Here is a 19,050-nt window from a genome sequence, read left to right as displayed (position 1 = left end):
ACTGCGTAAGCTAAAAGCAAGGAGAGGCAGGAACTTTTTTTGAGAAATTAAATGTCATTTGTCGATATAACCGAAGCAATCATAAATAAAGACTCTGAAGCAATAGAAAGAATATTAAATAAAAGTGATGCTTCTATCTATTTACAAACAAATGGCGAGGGTGAAAATATTTTACATATAGCTTTACGTTATAGCACCTCTTTAATTTGCAAACAAATTTTAACTCACGCAAAACAATTCGACAATTATGCTATGGCTCTTCATCAGTCTAATAATGACAGCTGGACACCTTTGCATATTGCGGCTGGGTATAGTGATTATGATGGATATGATGCAATTAGAAAAGCATTAGGAACCGAGATATTTAAAGCGTCCTTGCGACCAACACGACATGGTAATTATGCCATAAATTTTCTTGATAATCACCAAAACCCTGATCAAAGAGTGCGCGATGATTTAGAAAAAAATTTAACATATTTCTCAGCAATCCCAAATCATCAATCTCCACTTGATTTATCATTAATTAGAGATACTTATATTGGAAACAATACTCTTTATAATAACTTAACCTATGGATTTATTGCTGCCTCAGCTGCCCGACGAATAATCACTCAGTCACCGACTCATCCTTCTGCAAATAATTTGAAGATCGATGAATATGATGAGCTTGTTAGACGCTGTATATCACTAAGAACAATATATGATAATAAGAATAATCAAATTCAAAATCATGATCCCGCACAAGATACTCAACTAAAACTTGCGAATATTGTCCAAACTGTTAAGAATGAAAAAGTGGGGGGGTGCTCTGAATATAGCTATCTTGTTATTGATGCATTACTAAACATAGGAATTAAATTTCAAAACATAGAATTATATAAAATTACTAATGGTGATCATGTGTTTGTAGTATTAGACAGACAAGCAAATAGCGATATGAATGATTATTTAACGTGGGGGAACTCAGCTATTGTGATTGATGCATGGTCTGGGGATGTTTATCCTGCTAATAAAATTCCAAAAAAATTGAGCGCATTTCTATGTTATAAAATGAAAGATGCAAGAAGATTAAATGTGGTTGTTCCATTTGATCGGAGTTATCATCAATTGGCAGTTAAAGAAGACCTTGCTTGCAAATTTCTCATAACTGATAGCTCAAGCAATGTAAGTGCTTTTACAGATTATGAGCACTCTTTGCTTTCTGATCTCACTAATAGGAAACCATGCATAGATTCGAAAGCGAACATTAACGTTATGAGTACAGATAAAAATAATCCCCAAAGCTCTCGCTTTTTTTCAAAGGAGAGCCTGAAAATCAAACAAGCAAAACTTGAAATAACCTCTCCCAGTTTTAACTCTAAATGATTTCAATATAATCTATCTTTAATTGTATCTTCAATAAACTCTTTTATCAGTAGATTAAAGGCATCAGGTTGATCGAGCATTACTGCATGACCGGCATTACCAATAATATGTACTTTATTTCGCCAAAGATTTTTAAAGTGTAATTCACTTTGAACATAATCGTAATTAATAGCAATATCATTTTCACCAGCGACAACAGCGATAGGTTTTTCCCACTCAGCGATAATGTCGCACTGATTTTGCCCTATCCCATTAATAATTGATTGCGGATAGAGAAACCTTGCGCCTTCATCAGTAGCCAGTATCGCATCGACTAAAAAATTTTTTTCCTCACTACCATCGTAGCCAGAGACTTTTGCTAATAACTTAGCTTCTTCTATACTTATCTCTTTTTTACCAAAACAAGCCATAATTTCAGGATCAAGCGTTTTAAATCCCTTTTGTATACCTTGGAGTGATACTTCAAAAGGTGGAGTGCCTGTAATAAGTAAACCAATTAATTGGGGCAGTTTGGATATCATCTCCAAAGCCACATGCCCGCCAAGCGACCAGCCAACTATAATCAATTTTTTAATAGGTAATTGTTGCACTGCCTCCGTAATCGCTTCAGCAAACCCAGGGAAACTGTATGTTTTTAATGGGTCAATAGGAGGTGCACTTTCACCATAACCAGGCAAATCAATAGCAATTCGGTGATAAGATTTAAAAATATCTGCATTCATCTGCTTATTAAAAAAGTTTTTATTAGTGCAGTGCCCATGAAGAAATAACAAAGAACAGGACATTCCTCTATTTTCTTCCCACATTGATAGATTTCTGAAAGAAGTAAGCATTGTATTTTCCTTTGAAAACGATTGTGGATTGATAACATCATTGTGGTTGGTTAAGTTTGCAAACGTATAATTTTGTCAACTGATGAACGACACTGGCTAAAACTAACCACATCCTCCCGCCTCTGAGTTCATAATGTACTTACTAATAATAACCCAGACTGAACATAACGATGAAAATTTGAATAAAGCCATTCTTTAGCAAGTGTACCCCGTATTAGACGAAGTCGTAATACGGGCTACGCTTGCTGGGGTTAAATTAATATGCATTTATGCCCTTTTAATATAAAATGTCCACTTTTAGTCTTTTAAGAACCTTTTATAGACATTATGCACTTCTATTTCCCTTCTTTGCGATTGTTCCATAGAAGCCTCATAATCAATTTAGATAGGTAAAATTATGTTGATATTAACTTGTGGTTGGACAATTATTGAAGAATCTGTAACCGATCAGCCTTACCCTATATATGAATACATTCCTCCATTAACCGAAACTCGTATAGGGGTGTTAGCTCTTGATCTGAATAATTACAGTTTAGATATAAAAACTTTTACGCAATCAGGACAGTGTATTTCTCCTGAGGTAGAAAAAATAATAGAGCCCTATATTGATTCAGGTTGCCTTGAAATAATAAAGGGGCAGGATTCTATACAAAAAATAGTTATAGAACTATATGAAAAAACTATTATACCTGAAGAACTAAAAGATTGTATTTTTGAGGTAATGTGTAAGCCTAAATCTTTAAAAGAAATTTGTGCCGACAAAGTACGAGAAACGCCTGAAGCATGTAATTATGCTAGCCGAACATATGGAAACTTCTTTTATCGTTGCCCAATACAGCAAGCTTCAATCCCACCTATACTACAAAGATATATACACTTAAGACAAAGTTTTGATAATACTCATTACATACTTGAATACTCAGAGATAGAAGGAATAAGCATACATATTTCCACTAAAAAAACAATCGATTCAATTGGTGTTCATTATGGATATAAGGATCTCTTGGCGATTAAAATGCATGATGGAGTTGTTGCGAATTTTAGGCAAAACGCAAGAAGCATAATTCTTGAAATGTTAATTGGCAATATGTCATTAAAAAAGTGTAAAACACTGTTAGAACGTGAGGTAAAGGACGAATATTGGTGGAAGCTTGGTTTTAAATTTCTATCTACAAGATTACTCAAAGATGGAATACAAGAAGAACGAAAATATCAGCACATCGATAAAGAACTTTACGCGCAAGTCCGAAATTGCCTGGATTTGGATGAATTAGAAGTTGATGAAGCGGTTGAATTACCTGTGAATCATACAATTTAGATTTGAGCCGGAATCGTGAGTTCGATTGAAACCCGACTTGATTAAACCTTTTGTAAAATATGATTTAATCTGATGCCAACGCACAGAGTAATTAAAATCTTCTTCAGGAAGACTCCAAACGGCATGTATATGATCTGGTAATACGACAATAGCCTCTACATTGAAAGGATATTTGTCTTTCATATGACGAAATGCATCACCCAACAAATTAATATGGCGTTAATAATCTGGATTCCCGATTTCTCAAAGCAAGAGTAAAAAAATAAGTCCCGCCAGGGTAGTGTCTCGACGGTAATGAACCGCTGTGAGTCTTCGACATTGACGTTATAACATGAAAATGTGGTATCGCTGTGGGTGTGGGAAATCGTTCATGAAGACGGATTGAGTGTTAGGGGATTATTGTTAAGATTTTAAGCATGATACTTTTGAACAACGGGAAACAGGTGGTTTGAAATACCTATACCTTAAATTGCTATGACACATTGATATGGTCAAACAGTAGAAATAGAAATTGATTTACATAGAGTTTCCTTTTTTTAGAATTCCATGCAAAAAATAATTTTCAGTTGTATTCAGTGTTAGTGTGTCTTTAACATCAAATCCAGCTTGCTGACAAAGTTCTTCTACTTGCTGGTATTGTCTTGGTTTTACTGGCCATTCTAATAACTGAGACATCAAAGCCAAATCAGGATTAGTGGGAAGAATCGTTGTAAAGAGAATGATTCCATTCTCTGCCTGATTTTTCCGGCACCAACGCAGTAAATCGATCACCTCTTGATCTTCTAAATATTCAAAAATACCAAGCGCTAAAAAAATATGTTGTGGATCCAGGTAAATCTCAGAGTTTCCGGTCCAACATTCTGATAAATCAGAACAAATAAGATTTGTTCTATTCATCAATTTGAGTGCCTTTATTTCAGAAAACACATATTGTAAACTTTTTAGATCCCGATCCAGGCAAGTTGCCATTGCACCATCATACGCTTGTAAAGCAGCTAACGTTGCTGCAGCGGTTCCTGAAGCCAAATCACAGAGATTAAAACAAGTCCTGGTTTCTGCATGCTGTTTTAACGATTTTTCGACAAACTGAAGCTCATCTCTTCGCCCCTTACAAATAAAACGATCTAAAAACCATTGATCAACTAATGATCCAAGCTGTCCATCTCCTACAGGAATGTTTTCGCGGATTAAATGAACTGATTCATAATCTTCTAATACGCCACGAGGTCTGGCATATAAACGTGACATCGTATTACTGAGCATTAATATTGAGAATAATTCGCGAAAAATAAGCACTCCAATTCCAGCTTGAAGGCTATTATCATTTCTAAAGGATAGCAGATCAGAATAACTCATTTCGAAAATCTTTTCCTCAGACGTATATTCTTGCAGTAATTGCAAGGCACTATTTAATGCTATTTTTAATGAAGGATATATTTGCTCAGGATCTGCTTTTTTTTGGTAAAGATTGGATTTAATAGTCTCAAATGATGTCTTAATATCAGACAAAGCATCCACTAATTCCTGAGGTACTTGCCTATTCGTTAACATATTCACTCTTGCTAATCGGCTGGTTGGAGCACTTTCTCCTCGTCCCATACGTAATTGAGTTAACATGTTAGAGGTGTTGCGCAGCCTGGATGAAAAATTAACAGCGAGGGTTTTGTAAAATCTGGAAGCCAGGTTTGGTTGAGCAGATAATAATGCATCGAGCTTTTGGGATGGAATACGCGCGATTTTTGTGTCAGCTCCTGCAACAATAGTTGCACTAATCGGCTTGTTTTCAATAAATGACATTTCGCCAAATATTTCGCCGGCCCCAAGGCGTGCTAAAATGATCCCATTTTGCTCGACTGCGATGACTCCTTCATTGATTATATAAATGGCATTCTCAATATCTCCCTGTTTAATAATAATTTCATTAAACGAGAAACTAATCGTATCCGCTATGTCTTGCATCAATTGTATGTCTTTAGCGGTCAGATAAGTATTTTTTTTATTCATATTAATTTCCTTTTAGTAAAGTGGCTACTGAAAGTGCTTGCTTAACTCAGTGAATTTTTCCCAAGTTTGAATACCTTCCTTAATCGCAAGCTCATGCAGAAAAGGAATAATTTTACTGAAATAAGATAAAATAGAGACGCCTCCAAACACCGGAGGCAAGAAAATAGAATAGTGATTTTTCTCAATGTGCAGTTGATCAGCTAATTCATCCCCTAAAAGATAGCGTGAAATGAACATCAGAAATAATTGCAGTTTAGCGACATCTATTACTTCGTTGGGGAGAAAATTAGCTATCTCAATAAGTGATCCCCTCAAGGCATTGACCAATAAAATGGAGTCTTCATTTGCAGGATTATTTGTTGCGCGAATGATATTAACGATACGCCAGCCCTCTTTGAAAGAGGTGACACCAATATTCCCTTGAATCCCTATAAGGAATCCAGCATAACGCCATAAGCTGATAATTGCCTCTATTTCATCGTTTGATAACTGAAAACCTAATTTTTTTAGACCATCCACCATGATAATGGAGAACAATAAGTTGGTTCCCAGCATATCAGCCTGATTGATAGGAAGCCCCCATTCATTTAATTTCCAATTTCCTTTTCGCAATAATAAACGCCTCACTTGTGCGTGCATTAAACGAACACGGATACTGATTCGATAACCTGTATTTCCCTGCTGCAATCCATCAGGACGACAGACTTCTAACACATAATTAGCTGTTTGAATCAACCGTCGTGACGCCATCTCAATTAATTTTCTGGTATACATCAGTGGTTTATTACCGTCCGGAGAAGAATACGATAGAGGTAATGCGTAACAACCCAAAACAAGCAGAGCAAGATGCCCGGCGCGTAATATGGCTGCTCCACCTTGTGCCAGTTGCTCCCAATCAACCCATAAAGGAACTCTCTCTACATTTTCAAAAAAATTTACAAGTTCTTTGGGTGGGCGACGAATGGATTGAATCCCTGAATTCATTGCCTGCAATACTAACTGTTCACCCTGGCCAGACGGTAAGGTGTGCAACCGATGGACAAGCTTATCGGCCAGAGGATCGCCATACATTAAATAAGGGGCTAATCTATCTGCGACACTACCAAATTTTAATCGCGCGCTCTCGGCATTCACAAAACGACTGGGGATACGGCATATTTCGACAGATTTATTGATATCAGGGTGCCGTTGAAAAATTGCCATCGAAATACGCTCCTTGTTTTCAAACTCCTTCATTAGATCTCTTGCATAACCTGCCTCTTTTATTTTGCACTAAAGCAAAATATACAGGTTATGCAAGAAGTCTATTATATTGAAAACCTGGAAGAATAAACAGGAACTGTTTCCTAGTTTGACATTCCTTCTGTAGATGATCTTGGCGTTTAAAAGGTTTTTGAGAGATATTCAATATGGTTTTCTGGGCTTATCCATCTACGCTTGCTTCTGGACATAAAGCAAATCTGATTCAAGTCGGGAAGCAAGCCAATTCATTAATAGAAAACCAAATTTGGGCGACTGAATACATAGCTCACTCAAGCGCTCATGATCAATCACATAAACAACGGAATCTTCTTGTGCTTGTGCACGAAAAAAAGTTCTATGAGCCTTGGAAAAATAACTCAGCAAGCCAAATGCATCACCGCTTTTGATTTCTTTACTGTTCCAATGGTCAGTTAAATCGGAAGACTCATTCACAAGTCCAGACTCTAGAAAATAGATGGCTTGGCTTTCTACGCCCTGATCGAAGATAATTTCATCCTTTTTATAAAATTTCTTTTTACCATAACCTTTAAGGATTTGGACATCCATCTTATTAGTATCAGTGAATGAAGCAATGTTTCTTTTCAACTCATAAATACGGTAAAGATTTAATGGCAGTAAAAACCCATGCAAAACCACAATGGGGACGAGGTCTGCCCCTATGGCATAGGAAATAAAAGCCACGTTACTGACTACAGCAATGACTCTCAAGGTCATGATTCGTTTAACATAAAAAGTCGCAAACACTAATAGCGAGGCTATATAGCCAATGATTTGTATTGTTAGACTCATATGAATAATTCAAGCCAGATGTTGTTACGAAATATTAGCACACTTAATGGTTCATTTGCAGAAAATCCTTTCAAGACAAGTCATGCAGCGTATTTTTCGTGAAAAACCCTGTCTTGTCTCAAACGTCATCTTACAGTAAGGTTGGTGGGAACAATAATAATGAAGAAGACGATGAGCGTAACGCATTAATGAGGGACTTTTTTCATTAATCCTTTTAGATCTGAGTGTTGTTCGAAAAATCTTGCTTTTGATGCTTTTCAAAGGCATTGTTTTGAGACATTGACCTGAGATATTTTATTAAATTATGCTCGGAAATAATAATTTTACACATATGCAGTATATTGCAGGTATTATTTTATTCTTCTTCTATTGCTCGCTTTTAATAATTGAGCACAAATGGCCATTACGAAAACATAGGCGTCCATTATTATCACGCATGATAGTTAACTTCTCTCTCACCATTCTTGTTTTTGCTATTGCGAGTTTATTGATTAGTCCCATTAGCAAATGGACTATTAGCCTGACACAAACGCATAAATTTGGGCTATTGTCCTTGCTTCCCTTTAATCATTTGTTACTCTTTGTGTCAGGTTTTTTATTGATGGATCTAACATTTTATTACTGGCATCGTCTGAATCATGAAATTCCTCTGTTATGGCGTTTTCACAACGTACATCATGCCGATCCTGATTTGGATGTGACAACCTCCATGCGATTCCACTGTATAGAAATAGCTTATTCAAGCATGTTTAGATTAATCCAACTGGGCTTGATTGGCGTCAATCCAATCACATTTTTCTGTTATGAATTTGTTTTTCAGGCTTGTACGTTTTTTCATCACAGCAATGTCAGATTACCGATTCGTTTTGAGCGAATAATTAATAAAATAATTGTTACGCCTAGAATGCATGGCATTCATCATTCGGACTATCAAAATGAAACCAATCGAAATTATAGCGTTGTATTTTCTTTCTGGGATCGCCTGCATCAAACATTAAAACTGAACATTCCGCAGCAGGCTATAACAATTGGAGTGCCCGGATATTTGAAACCCGCGGATAATACATTGATGAATTTGCTGCTTATGCCGTTTAAAGCTCAGCGTCGTTATTGGAAGATAAACCATGAAAAACATCTTGGTCGTACTCTGGGCCAGCTTGATGATGTCAGCCATTTATCTGAGTAACTCCGCGTCAATCACAACAAAACCACATGCCTCATGATCTGTTTATCCAAAGGTGCACAATTCGCTAGTTCACAAAATATCTTGCAACTCAGGAAACACCGGCTGTTAAACGCATTAGAATAAGTATCACTGCTTTTAACTGGCACACAATATATTGGCTAATTCACCTGGATTGGCAAGAAAAGGGGAATGGCCTGTAGGGAATTCAATGATTTGGGAATCAGAAAAACCATAATGTTTTGCCATGTCTCGTTGTGATGAGGGGTGGACAACTTTATCTTTGGTACATAAGACGTACACGCTTTTTTTCAAGCTTTGTTCCGGGTTAACTGCATTTTGTGGAGTATGATCCGGGATTTTATTTTTGGGTTTTATCAGTTGACTGGCAAAGACTTTATCTTGTGTTGAACAATCATGGTAAAAAATATCTTTGGCCCCTTCCGGATCAATGGTTGTCCATTGCGGATTGTCAGAATTAATAAAAATTGATGGAAGTTCTGAATTATTGTAGGCCATTGCCATATCAACTAAAGATTTACCTTCTCTTGGTAACCAGGCAGCCAAGTAAAAGATTTTATTTATTTTTTTAACATATTTCTCTGCCAGCGGGGCGACAAGCAGTCCTGCAAACGAATGAGCGACAATGCTAACAGGCTCATCTAACTTCATAATTTGCTCTTCAACACAATTTAGAAGGGTTGCAAAATCAATGTCATTAATCTCAGAAAACCGATTACCACTGCCAGGTAAATCAAATAAGCTTACTGTATGCCCATGGTGATGTAAGTATGGAATCAATTTTTCCCAACACCACATACCATGCCAGGAACCATGTACAAATAAATAATGCATCTTGCCAATTATTGAAAAAACAATGCCGTCATTATAGTTAATGTATATTATTGGATCAATAAAAACAGGATTTCATCAAAATAGTTCGATTGCAAATAATCAGACCCTCGACAATGTATTCGTTCCTCATCCAAGCTTGGCTACTAAGCACCAATAAAAGCTATAAAAGTCTGATCTAATTAGATAAGAACATAAAAGGTAACTAACCCATTTTCATAATCTTTGGTGCTTCATTCTGTATTTCCTTTGCTTCTTTTTCATTTTGCTTCAATTGATGTTCTGTACATTCATCCAAAGGCAGCAATCCCCATTGATATACAGCGGCACAACAAAATAAACTAAATATCCCAGCCGTACCTCCACCAAACAAACCTACCAAACCCCATAGAAAAGCATCTGACACCGTCTTGCCAGCTACGCCGCCAGCAATAGTTCCTCCACAAGTACCAATCCCGCAGCCACAACCAGTGCAAACAGTAAGTTGACATTTCGTTGTATCTTCATTTACATCTTCCTGTGCACCCAGCACTGCTTCATAACATTGGGTCGTTTTGCTAATAATCTGATTGGCAGGTTTCCACCCTGAATTTTCAACAGCCTCCAGTTTTTTATGATGCTGATGAAACTTATCGGTTATTTGAAAATAAGTACATTTTTCTTCTTTACTTCCTTTAAAGGTAACGGAGTATTCCTGGTCCTGATTTTTAAAAAATGTGTTTAATTGCTTATCACACTGAGCCAAAGCTGCCACATCTTTAAGTCCTAGATAACTGAAAATCTGATCTCTGACTGGCAAACCAATATCATCAAAATAAGGGTGAGAAGGTAAGCTTTTCGATTCGGTTTTGAATAATTTTTTTAACCATTCCGGCATAGTTACTCCTGGTTTATTGTTTTGCGAGGATACACAAGGTTTTCTATATGAGAAGTGCTAAATTTTTACTGGTCTAAGACGAAATTTTTGCAGTTGGCATGATATCTTAAAAAATCTTATATAACAAACTGCCATTATTTTATACACGACCAAACCTCTTTGACACAACTCTCTTTCTCCCAAAACTGATTAAATCTAACATTACAAGCGCAATCAATAGTTATAACCAGTCCCCATATAAACCAGGAAATAATTGAGTATAGCTATGCTTTACCTATTGACGAAGTAAGTACAACACCAAATTATTGAGTTGAAAGAAGATAAGACCTTGCTTGAATTAGTCAGTGAATAAATATAATGTAATATTTAATCATTTTCATGGAGAGAAAATATGAAACTGGATCAAAGAATTAGGATTTTAAAGATTGCTTTGGTTCTTATAGGTTTGATATTTATTTTTGGAATTTATCCATTAACGGTTTATTGGCCAGCGGGATGGGCTTGGCACTTGATTGGCATTTCACTCTATTTGCAGATGATCCTCGGAATTTACGCAACGCTGGGGGTATTTTTAATAATTGCAGCTCGTAATCCCTTAGAGAATCTTAGTCTTATTTGGTTTACAGTTTGGTCAAGCATCGTACACGGAGGTATTATGGCCGTACAGGCATTTTATTATCCTGAGCACATGGGGCATCTTCTGGGGGATGTTCCCGCACTCTTTTTATGTGCCCTGGTTCTCGCGATGCTTACTCCAAGAGCAAAACAGTTGAAACAGGTCTAGAGGGGTATTACAAGACCATTGCGATTAACACCCCTTATTTTTTATCGATGAGTCTGTAATATCCTGGCTTGCTGCTTTTCCATCAATAAGGTAATGAGAACCTGTTATAAACGATGAATCATCCGAAGCCAGAAAAACAGCCAGTTTTGCTACCTCATTGGCCTGCCCCATTCTTTTTAAAGGGATTGAACGAGTATATTGTTTTTTCTTTTCAATATATTGGACAACCGCATGCCAGTAACTTGATAAATTCTGATGCGGCAACTGATTTGATGAGAAAAGATAAAATCGTCATTTTGTAGCTTTTCTATTTTGAAATGACTACAAAAATACAAAATCACACAAAAATCAAGTGTTCATCTTTGCAATAAGAGTCTTATATGGTTGGTTATAAATCGTAATCAGACCAGACAAAGGATGGCTTAAGATGATAATTGCAGTGAGATAAAATGCCAGGAATATGCAGAGCATCACCTGAATACAAATTTCCACAAAAATTCCTTCCAGCAAAAAAATTGAAACAATAATCACCGTAAATGAGCCAACAAGGATCATAAAATACCAGGCTGTTGGGATAAGAACATCAAGCCTATTGATACGTTGGTTTCTTGTTTCAGTTGCTGCATTCAAAGAGGAAACAGCTCTGTTATAATAGGATTGGGAATAAGAGTCCGATGGATGATACTTCAACAATTCTGAATAGATAACATTACTTGCCTCTTGAGTAATGGGTGACGCGTTCCCTTTTTTCATTGAAGGCCATTCATCGTTGAGGATAGATAAAACATAAGCTTTAAGTGATTTATCAATATTTTGAAAAACAGGAGAAGGCAGTCCTCTGCTATTTTCCCAAATGGTATATATTTGTGTCGCTTCTTGCGCAACCAAACCTGTTGCTTCTTTGTAATTGGTCCATGAGATAAACGTTACGAATCCTAGAAATATGCTAAAAAGACCTCCTATCATACTGACAACCAATCTTGTACCATGCATATCAACCTTAATATGCATGTTCTTGCGTTTATAATAGAAAAGCACCTTGCTAAGAATCAAAAAAAGAGATACCCAAAATAAGAAAACGAATGGCGGATAGATATGGGCAACAATGCTACGTAGCATGCACTTCTCCTTTATAGACGGCTTGTAGCGGCATAATAAATATTAGTATGCCTGTTTCGTGTGATAGCAGCAACAAGGAACAAATCAAATGTCAGTTAAACAAAATCATCCAAATTTTTTTCTAAATGTGAACGTAGTTGCACTTTTTCATAGCTTAGAAGAATATTCAAAATAAATTAAAGATGGTATTTTTATGAAATATATTCTTATCATGAGCAAAATAAGGAAACAAAATGTCTAATTTGCGGGATAGCCAAGGAAAAAAATTACGTGACACTTTATTAAAAGAAAAGCCATTACAAGTTGTTGGAACAATTAATGCCTATACCGCTTTGCAGGCCAAGAGAGCAGGTTTTCATGCCATTTATCTTTCAGGAGCAGGGGTAGCCAATGCTTCTTACGGTTTACCAGACTTGGGAATTACCACATTAAATGATGTACTTGAAGACGTACGACGAATTATGAGTGCTGTTGATTTGCCTTTACTTGTCGATATTGATACCGGATGGGGAGGGGCTTTTAGCATTGCACGGACTATCAAAGAAATGATTAAAGCCGGAGTAGCAGCAGTTCATATTGAAGATCAGGTTCAAGCCAAGCGATGTGGCCATCGTCCAGGAAAAGAATTGGTTGAAAAAGAAGAGATGATTGATCGCATTAAAGCGGCCGTGGATGCGAAAACCGATCCCGATTTTGTCATCATGGCAAGAACCGATGCTCTAGCCAATGAAGGATTAAATAAAGCAATGGATAGAATTAACACTTATATTGAAGCTGGGGCAGATATGATTTTCTTTGAGGGAGTGCGTCAGCTCGAGGAATATCAGGCGTTGACCGAACAATGCAAAGTCCCGGTATTAGCCAATATCACTGAATTTGGAGTCACTCCATTATTTACGCTGGAAGAATTAAAAGAAGCTGGCATCAGCTTGGTTCTCTACCCTTTAAGCGCTTTTCGAGCGATGAGTGCTGCAGCCGAAAAAATCTATGATGCGATTCGCCAGAATGGTACACAAAAAGATGTTCTTTCCAACATGCAAACTCGGGAAGAATTATATAAGGTATTGAATTACCATTTTTATGAAGACAAGCTTAATGAACTCTTTATGAAAGAAAAAAAATAATTCGAATATAAAAGAATTATCAAAGTGTAGAGATTTATTTGTCTGGATGCAGAGCCCATCTCTTTAAGCTTTATTTCTATAATGAAGCCGATTAACCTTTACCCAGGCAAATATCTTCATAAGCTATCCATTTAAAACCTAATAAATCTATTGCAAAAAATGAGATTCTATTTATAGTTTGAGAATACTTAATTTCTTGAAATAATTATGTGGATTTACTATCTCAATAAGATTAATTCAGATCCCCATCTTTTATATCTCTTTATAAGAACATTTATCATCTATGTGTTTGCAATTTTTTTAATTCGGGTTGGCAATACCAGGTACAATTTCGAAACAGCATTTGACTATATTTTTGTATTTATCATCGGTGCCGTATTAAGTCGTGCAATCAATGGCGCCTCAACATTATTATCCGCAATGGCTGGTAGTAGTTTACTCATTTTTTTACACTGGTTATTTGCTATTTTTGCCTTTTATTCGCACAGATTTGGAAAACTGGTTAAAGGAAAATCGGTTATATTAATTCAAGATGGCCAACTAATTTGGAGTGCCTTAAAAAGACATCAGGTCACTGAAGAAGATCTGAAACAAGTAGCCAGGGAAAAATTAAATGAACGTGATTTGACTAATGTTAAAGAAGCGCGTTTAGAACGAACTGGCCGTATCAGTTTTATAACATTTCAATAATTTTTAATGTAACCATATGGTTTAAAGAAAATATACAATTTGAATCATGAAAAAACACGAGTATTAGTCAATAGCTAAAGTAGCTTATATTGAATAAGATCAGATTAAAGCCTCATTGATATTTTGCTTGGTTTTTTAAACTGAAATTGACAATAACCTAACGAAGAGATTGGAGTTTTTCGCAAGTCCTGAATCAATTCAAGATCATCTTATTTTCTTTGTATATTCCATTTGACAGGAATTTTATCTTGAAAATTGAGGATACTCTTCTATGCTTTTAAGTAAAGAATTCTTTTATCCAATTCAAAATAAACATCATAAAGCATAAAGCATAAAGCATAAAGCATAAAGGAGGAATTATGTTCAACTTAAAAAGGAGTTTAATACGCGCGGGGGTTCTTATTGCAGGCTTTTCTTTATTAGCAGCGTGCCATACCGTTAAAGGAACTGTCACAGGGGCTAAACAGGATGTTAAAGCAACTGGAAAAGCAATATCCAGAACTCTTCGATAGAATAAATTTACCAGGTTGGATTATTCTTACCCAACCTGGTGCCTTTAACTGATTCATACTTCAATCCAGACGATTTTTAGTTCTCCTTTTTCCTTGTTCTATATATCCCCAGATCATGGTATTTACCCTATCCTCATTGGTACTTCATTGCAAAAAAAGTCAAAACCACCCATGATAAAAGAATAAGAAAACAAGAAAGAAAAGGAGGGTTTGTTCTCTGGGTTACCACTCATTCAGAAAAACAGCATCAACAAGCTATTAAAATATTAAAAAAACATCATCCTGAAAATATCATACAAAGCTAAAGAGTAGTGTATCTGGACTTAGCGTGTGAGTCACAAAGTAAAGGGCTCCATCTACTTCGAAAGACAAAGCCCTGATACCCCATATTACACCTTTAAAGGGACAAAAAAGGCCATTATCAAAACAATAATCAATAAGACACCAAAACTGATGCCTACATATTTTAATTGCGTTTTTAAGGGCAAACTACCCATTTCATGATGGGCATGTCCATGAGCTTCTTTTGAATCCATTATTTTACCTTTTGAGTGCACATGTTCCCCATGACTACCATGATGAGCAATATGACTCCCGCCAGACTCTCCACCCTCTGGCAACGTCATGCATCCATGTTTTAATTTTTTCCTAACCAACCAGTCATTAATTGGAAAAGCTACAAAACCACCGACTATAGTAGCCATTCCCATAGTAAACCAGAATTGCAAATGTGCGGGATTACGGCCATATTCCAGAGAATTCATTAAAATCATCATGACAGGAATCATACCCATCATCACAAAATTCATAGAGACCGTTTCAGCAAAAAAAGTTTTCTTTAATGCCTCTCCATAGCTGGTGTACATAGTTCTCATCATCCCTGCTTGAAAGATAACCCAACCAAAAATAAATGCGGAAATATACTCAAGAATGAGCTCTACACCATTGCCTAAATCGATAAAGGATAGAAAAATTGCAGCAAAGATAATGCCCGTTGCATCACCTGCCAAACAATGTACTTCAGAGTTTACCGCCTGTTTCCACTGAGCTTTAGTATATAAATCATGCAGTCCTTTACCGGGACTTCTGCAAGTTAATAAATAAAAGAACAAGCCTAAAGGACCGGTATATGCTACGACCAACCCCCATCCCAGTTTTTGCACCCAATCGATGGGCATCTCTCTGATGTCATAAGCCACAAAAGCCAAAGAGAGCATCAGCAAAATAAACCATAAAACCATAATTCCATCTATCATTGCTGTTCCTTTTTCTCAATTGTCATGTTTATTTTAGAACATATCTGCTTTTTTGCTTGCAATTATAGAAAACGATTGGCAACCGTTTTCCAAAAAAGGCCTAAGACAATTAGGGCAACGCCAACCACCCATGTCATGACTGGCACCCAACAAGCCAGGAAAAGACAGGATATTAACCCTCCTATAGCGAAAATTGGTGAATACAGTTGTTCCTCTTTAGGCAAACGTAAAGCGGCAAGGTTTGTGATTGAGTAATAAATTAATACTGTAAATGCACTAAATGTCCATGTGGTTTCAACGCTGCCAGTCAATACAAGACCAATAATTGCAATTCCGATACCAATGATGGCTGGGAATGGCACATGCCCTCTTTTTGATACGTGACAAAAAATTTGTGGTAAATCTCCTTTTCTGCCCATAGCCAGAGCAACACGAGATAAACCCAGAATTAAGTTAAGCAACACTCCTAACATTGCTGTGCAAGCACCAATTGAAATTAAAATATTTAAAGTTGGTATATCAATTGCGCGAGCTGCAATTTCCAAAGGAGTGGCATTAGTTTCCGTGACTTGCGCCAGTTTTTCGACTCCGACTGCTCCAATTGCAACAAGACTTACTGAGATATAAAGTATGGCACTAATAATTAAAGTGATAATAATGGCCATGGGGATGAATTTTCCTGGATTTTTTACTTCTTCAGCCAATGTTGCAATTCTTCCATAACCAGTATAAGCCACAAACATTAAAGCAGTAGCATAAAAAAAATTGCTTAACCCTTCTTGTTTTGAGACTGGGAAAAAAGGAGTCAGATTAGTACTTCCCTTCTGAATAAAAGCAGGTAATCCACATAGTACAAAAGCCGCCAAAGCCGCCAAAGTAATCATTACAATAATAATATTCACCGCATTTGTTCTTCTGATCCCGCTTAACACTAAAAGTATTAATATGAAAGACACCATAACAGCGATAGGTGTAATAGGCACAGTCCCCAGACCCAATAAATAAATAAAATAGCCAGCAAATCCAAGGGCTGCTGTTGCAGCAGAAGCACTTTTTGCACACAAAAACATCCACCCGGCAGTAAACCCAAGGGTAGGGTGTAAATAATGATATCCGTACTCATAAGTCCCGCCACTAACAGAGTGAGTTGCTGCAAGTTGGGCACTGGAAAGGGCATTACAAGTTGCAACAAGTGCCGCCAAAGCAATAGCAACAATAACAGATGGGCCCGTGATGCCCGCCGCAAGACCGATACTGACGAAAACACCAGTGCCCACAATGGAGCCAAGCCCCATCATTGTTGCTCCAAACAGGCTTAGTTCTCGTTTCAATGTTTTATGTTTTTTTTTAATATCCATCTTTTTATTTTTAACAAATAACCTTTCGAGTTTAACAGGTACAAAACTTACGAAAAACCCCAAGATCGAGGCAAAAAAACTTTAAATTAGGGAGTTAGACAAACTAAATGACCGAATTAAAAATTTTTTAACGAAGAGTTGGGGGTTTTTCGTAAGTCCTGAGTTATTGATAACTAACTTCTTAAACGAATAGGATTTTTTAATATTGCCAATCGATAATTGCCTACTTTATTAAAACCAATTGATTGATAAGCCTGTATCGCGGGCTGATTATTCGTAAATAATACGGCTCGACTAACTCCCCTCTTTTGAGCCGCATTAAGACTAAGCGCAACAATTATTCGAGCATATCCACGATTGCGCAACTTCATTGGGGTCCATACTGGCCCGATTTGGACAACATCAGGTAATCTGGCATTAAAACCACATAACGAAACGGGTGTGCCATCCACCTCTAAAATCCAACGGTCATTTCCTTTGAGAGTACTGTTGACCTCATTCGTAACTCTATCGGCTAAAATTGAACTCCCTTCCTCTGCTCCCAGGGCTTCGATTTGGTAGGCATTGAACCATTCATATAATAATTGTTTATCACAATGCCTAGCTTCTATTAATTGATACTTGGCTTTATAAGAATTGCTTGGCTTAATCATATTTTGTAAATCAAGCGCATACAATCCATCCGGGTAATTGACAGAATATTCTATGTGCACCAACCCTAGTTGCTTAATGACAACATCTGCTTGTTGTTCCTCGCCTAAAATACCTGCGATTTCTCTGATAACTCTTTTTTGAAAAGTCCTCACCAGTTCTGCTAAGATATTCATATCAGGGCACTGCATCATAATATTGCCATTCCAATAATGGGCTAACACGCCAACAATCTTCCCTGCATTATCAAAAGAAGCAAAATAATCACCATGAAAGGGTGCATTACGATAATACAATCCAGAATGATAAAGATTACTGCGCAAGAACATACTCGTATCAATATGATTCTTTAAAAAAAATTCCAAAGCAGGTTCGTCACCTAATCTTAATTTTCTGATAGTTGCCATTTTATTTATTTTGCATGATTTTGATCATAAGCCATACACGCTTGCTCTAATTGTTCTATGTTATTGGCACAAATATCGTTTTTTAAAAAATTAAATTTTTTCTCATTCCAGGAATAAATATCTAACTTCAGAATTCGTTCAATGACATTATCCTCAAATCGTTTTTTAATAACTCTTGCAGGACTTCCGACAACAATACTATATGGTTCAATGTCTTTGGTTACAACACTGTTTGCTGCCACTATTGCTCCTTCTCCAATGGTAACACCAGGCATAATAACAGCACGCATACCAATCCAAACACCATCCTTGATAACAGTATCTCCCTTCCCTTGATAGGCATCAACGTATTTGTCCTCAAAAGGATATAAGCAAAACCAGTCTATTCGATGATTATGGTTTCCACCTAACATAATGATCGCTTCTGCAGCAATACAGACATAATCTCCAATATACAACTGATCAATTGTCCATTGTGGCTGCCATGATTTTAAACTGTATTCATCCCCATAAAGATATCGGACGACCGTTTCTTCAAAACTACCAGTCCAGGCGTCGCTGTAATAGCTGTGTTTACCTTTTATGTGGATATTAGAATTTTTTACACTATGATGTAGATATTCGATTTTTGACCAATGCTTTTCGACAGAAGTTTTCATGACTGC

19 protein-coding genes are annotated in these 19,050 nt (G+C 36.7%); 7 read left to right on the top strand and 12 right to left on the bottom strand.

Annotated features, from left to right (window positions below):
• Positions 1-51 precede the first annotated feature (51 nt).
• Complete coding sequence (locus ACZ5EK_RS00345; protein ID WP_464430812.1) at positions 52-1,365, top strand: ankyrin repeat domain-containing protein; 1,314 nt, start codon at positions 52-54, stop codon at positions 1,363-1,365.
• A 2-nt stretch (positions 1,366-1,367) separates the two neighbouring features.
• Here the strand turns inward: ACZ5EK_RS00345 and ACZ5EK_RS00340 are convergent, their stop codons facing one another.
• Positions 1,368-2,198 (bottom strand): alpha/beta fold hydrolase, encoded by an 831-nt coding sequence (locus ACZ5EK_RS00340; protein WP_464430811.1) that lies wholly within the window; start codon positions 2,196-2,198, stop codon positions 1,368-1,370.
• 397 nt (positions 2,199-2,595) lie between these two features.
• Here ACZ5EK_RS00340 and ACZ5EK_RS00335 point away from each other — a divergent pair, with 397 nt between their 5' ends.
• Positions 2,596-3,516: a hypothetical protein gene (locus ACZ5EK_RS00335; RefSeq protein ID WP_464430809.1), complete on the top strand. Its 921-nt coding sequence runs from the start codon at positions 2,596-2,598 to the stop codon at positions 3,514-3,516.
• A gap of 516 nt (positions 3,517-4,032) precedes the next feature.
• Here the strand turns inward: ACZ5EK_RS00335 and ACZ5EK_RS00330 are convergent.
• From ACZ5EK_RS00330 to ACZ5EK_RS00320, 3 genes are all read right to left on the bottom strand, one after another.
• Entirely contained in the window at positions 4,033-5,520 is a 1,488-nt protein-coding gene (locus ACZ5EK_RS00330) for a Crp/Fnr family transcriptional regulator (RefSeq protein ID WP_464430808.1), read from the bottom strand.
• A gap of 24 nt (positions 5,521-5,544) precedes the next feature.
• Positions 5,545-6,723 carry an oxygenase MpaB family protein gene (locus tag ACZ5EK_RS00325; protein WP_464430806.1) on the bottom strand — a complete coding sequence of 393 codons (1,179 nt, stop codon included), beginning with the start codon at positions 6,721-6,723 and terminating at the stop codon, positions 5,545-5,547.
• 228 nt (positions 6,724-6,951) lie between these two features.
• On the bottom strand, positions 6,952-7,572 hold the full coding sequence (locus tag ACZ5EK_RS00320) for a Crp/Fnr family transcriptional regulator (RefSeq protein ID WP_464430804.1): 621 nt from the start codon (positions 7,570-7,572) through the stop codon (positions 6,952-6,954).
• 304 nt (positions 7,573-7,876) lie between these two features.
• Between ACZ5EK_RS00320 and ACZ5EK_RS00315 the strand changes: the two genes are divergently transcribed.
• The gene (locus ACZ5EK_RS00315; RefSeq protein WP_464430803.1) at positions 7,877-8,758 is read left to right on the top strand and encodes a sterol desaturase family protein; all 882 of its coding nucleotides are present in this window, start codon (positions 7,877-7,879) and stop codon (positions 8,756-8,758) included.
• 135 nt (positions 8,759-8,893) lie between these two features.
• Here the strand turns inward: ACZ5EK_RS00315 and ACZ5EK_RS00310 are convergent, their stop codons facing one another.
• Positions 8,894-9,610, bottom strand: a complete 717-nt coding sequence (locus ACZ5EK_RS00310; protein ID WP_464430802.1) for an alpha/beta fold hydrolase — start codon at positions 9,608-9,610, stop codon at positions 8,894-8,896.
• Positions 9,611-9,812: 202 nt separating this feature from the next.
• Positions 9,813-10,484, bottom strand: a complete 672-nt coding sequence (locus ACZ5EK_RS00305) for a hypothetical protein (RefSeq protein WP_464430801.1) — start codon at positions 10,482-10,484, stop codon at positions 9,813-9,815.
• 391 nt (positions 10,485-10,875) lie between these two features.
• On the opposite strand from ACZ5EK_RS00305, the gene ACZ5EK_RS00300 reads away from it, so the two are divergent.
• On the top strand, positions 10,876-11,268 hold the full coding sequence (locus tag ACZ5EK_RS00300; protein ID WP_464430800.1) for a DUF6632 domain-containing protein: 393 nt from the start codon (positions 10,876-10,878) through the stop codon (positions 11,266-11,268).
• A gap of 24 nt (positions 11,269-11,292) precedes the next feature.
• Here the strand turns inward: ACZ5EK_RS00300 and ACZ5EK_RS00295 are convergent, their stop codons facing one another.
• Both ACZ5EK_RS00295 and ACZ5EK_RS00290 read right to left on the bottom strand, forming a co-directional pair.
• A complete protein-coding gene (locus ACZ5EK_RS00295) occupies positions 11,293-11,532 on the bottom strand; it encodes an SDR family oxidoreductase (protein ID WP_464430798.1) in 240 nt (79 codons plus the stop codon).
• A gap of 84 nt (positions 11,533-11,616) precedes the next feature.
• Positions 11,617-12,387 (bottom strand): bestrophin-like domain, encoded by a 771-nt coding sequence (locus ACZ5EK_RS00290; protein ID WP_464430796.1) that lies wholly within the window; start codon positions 12,385-12,387, stop codon positions 11,617-11,619.
• A 233-nt stretch (positions 12,388-12,620) separates the two neighbouring features.
• Here ACZ5EK_RS00290 and prpB point away from each other — a divergent pair, with 233 nt between their 5' ends.
• The 3 genes from prpB to ACZ5EK_RS00275 all read left to right on the top strand — a co-directional run bounded on the left by prpB (position 12,621) and on the right by ACZ5EK_RS00275 (position 14,713).
• Positions 12,621-13,511 carry a methylisocitrate lyase gene (prpB, locus tag ACZ5EK_RS00285; protein ID WP_464430795.1) on the top strand — a complete coding sequence of 297 codons (891 nt, stop codon included), beginning with the start codon at positions 12,621-12,623 and terminating at the stop codon, positions 13,509-13,511.
• 207 nt (positions 13,512-13,718) lie between these two features.
• Entirely contained in the window at positions 13,719-14,201 is a 483-nt protein-coding gene (locus ACZ5EK_RS00280) for a DUF421 domain-containing protein (RefSeq protein ID WP_464430793.1), read from the top strand.
• Positions 14,202-14,560: 359 nt separating this feature from the next.
• Positions 14,561-14,713 carry a hypothetical protein gene (locus tag ACZ5EK_RS00275; RefSeq protein WP_464430791.1) on the top strand — a complete coding sequence of 51 codons (153 nt, stop codon included), beginning with the start codon at positions 14,561-14,563 and terminating at the stop codon, positions 14,711-14,713.
• 389 nt (positions 14,714-15,102) lie between these two features.
• Here the strand turns inward: ACZ5EK_RS00275 and ACZ5EK_RS00270 are convergent, their stop codons facing one another.
• The 4 genes from ACZ5EK_RS00270 to ACZ5EK_RS00255 form a co-directional block, all read right to left on the bottom strand.
• A complete protein-coding gene (locus ACZ5EK_RS00270; RefSeq protein ID WP_464430790.1) occupies positions 15,103-15,969 on the bottom strand; it encodes a DUF4396 domain-containing protein in 867 nt (288 codons plus the stop codon).
• A gap of 62 nt (positions 15,970-16,031) precedes the next feature.
• Positions 16,032-17,327: an APC family permease gene (locus ACZ5EK_RS00265; RefSeq protein ID WP_464430788.1), complete on the bottom strand. Its 1,296-nt coding sequence runs from the start codon at positions 17,325-17,327 to the stop codon at positions 16,032-16,034.
• Between the two features lie 173 nt (positions 17,328-17,500).
• Complete coding sequence (locus ACZ5EK_RS00260) at positions 17,501-18,385, bottom strand: GNAT family N-acetyltransferase (protein WP_464430786.1); 885 nt, start codon at positions 18,383-18,385, stop codon at positions 17,501-17,503.
• Between the two features lie 5 nt (positions 18,386-18,390).
• The gene (locus ACZ5EK_RS00255) at positions 18,391-19,044 is read right to left on the bottom strand and encodes a CatB-related O-acetyltransferase (RefSeq protein WP_464430783.1); all 654 of its coding nucleotides are present in this window, start codon (positions 19,042-19,044) and stop codon (positions 18,391-18,393) included.
• Positions 19,045-19,050 lie beyond the last annotated feature (6 nt).

Source organism: Legionella sp. JM-2024, from assembly GCF_055389095.1.
Note: the sequence above shows the minus strand (reverse complement) of the source record. Positions and strands in the feature narration are given on the sequence as shown.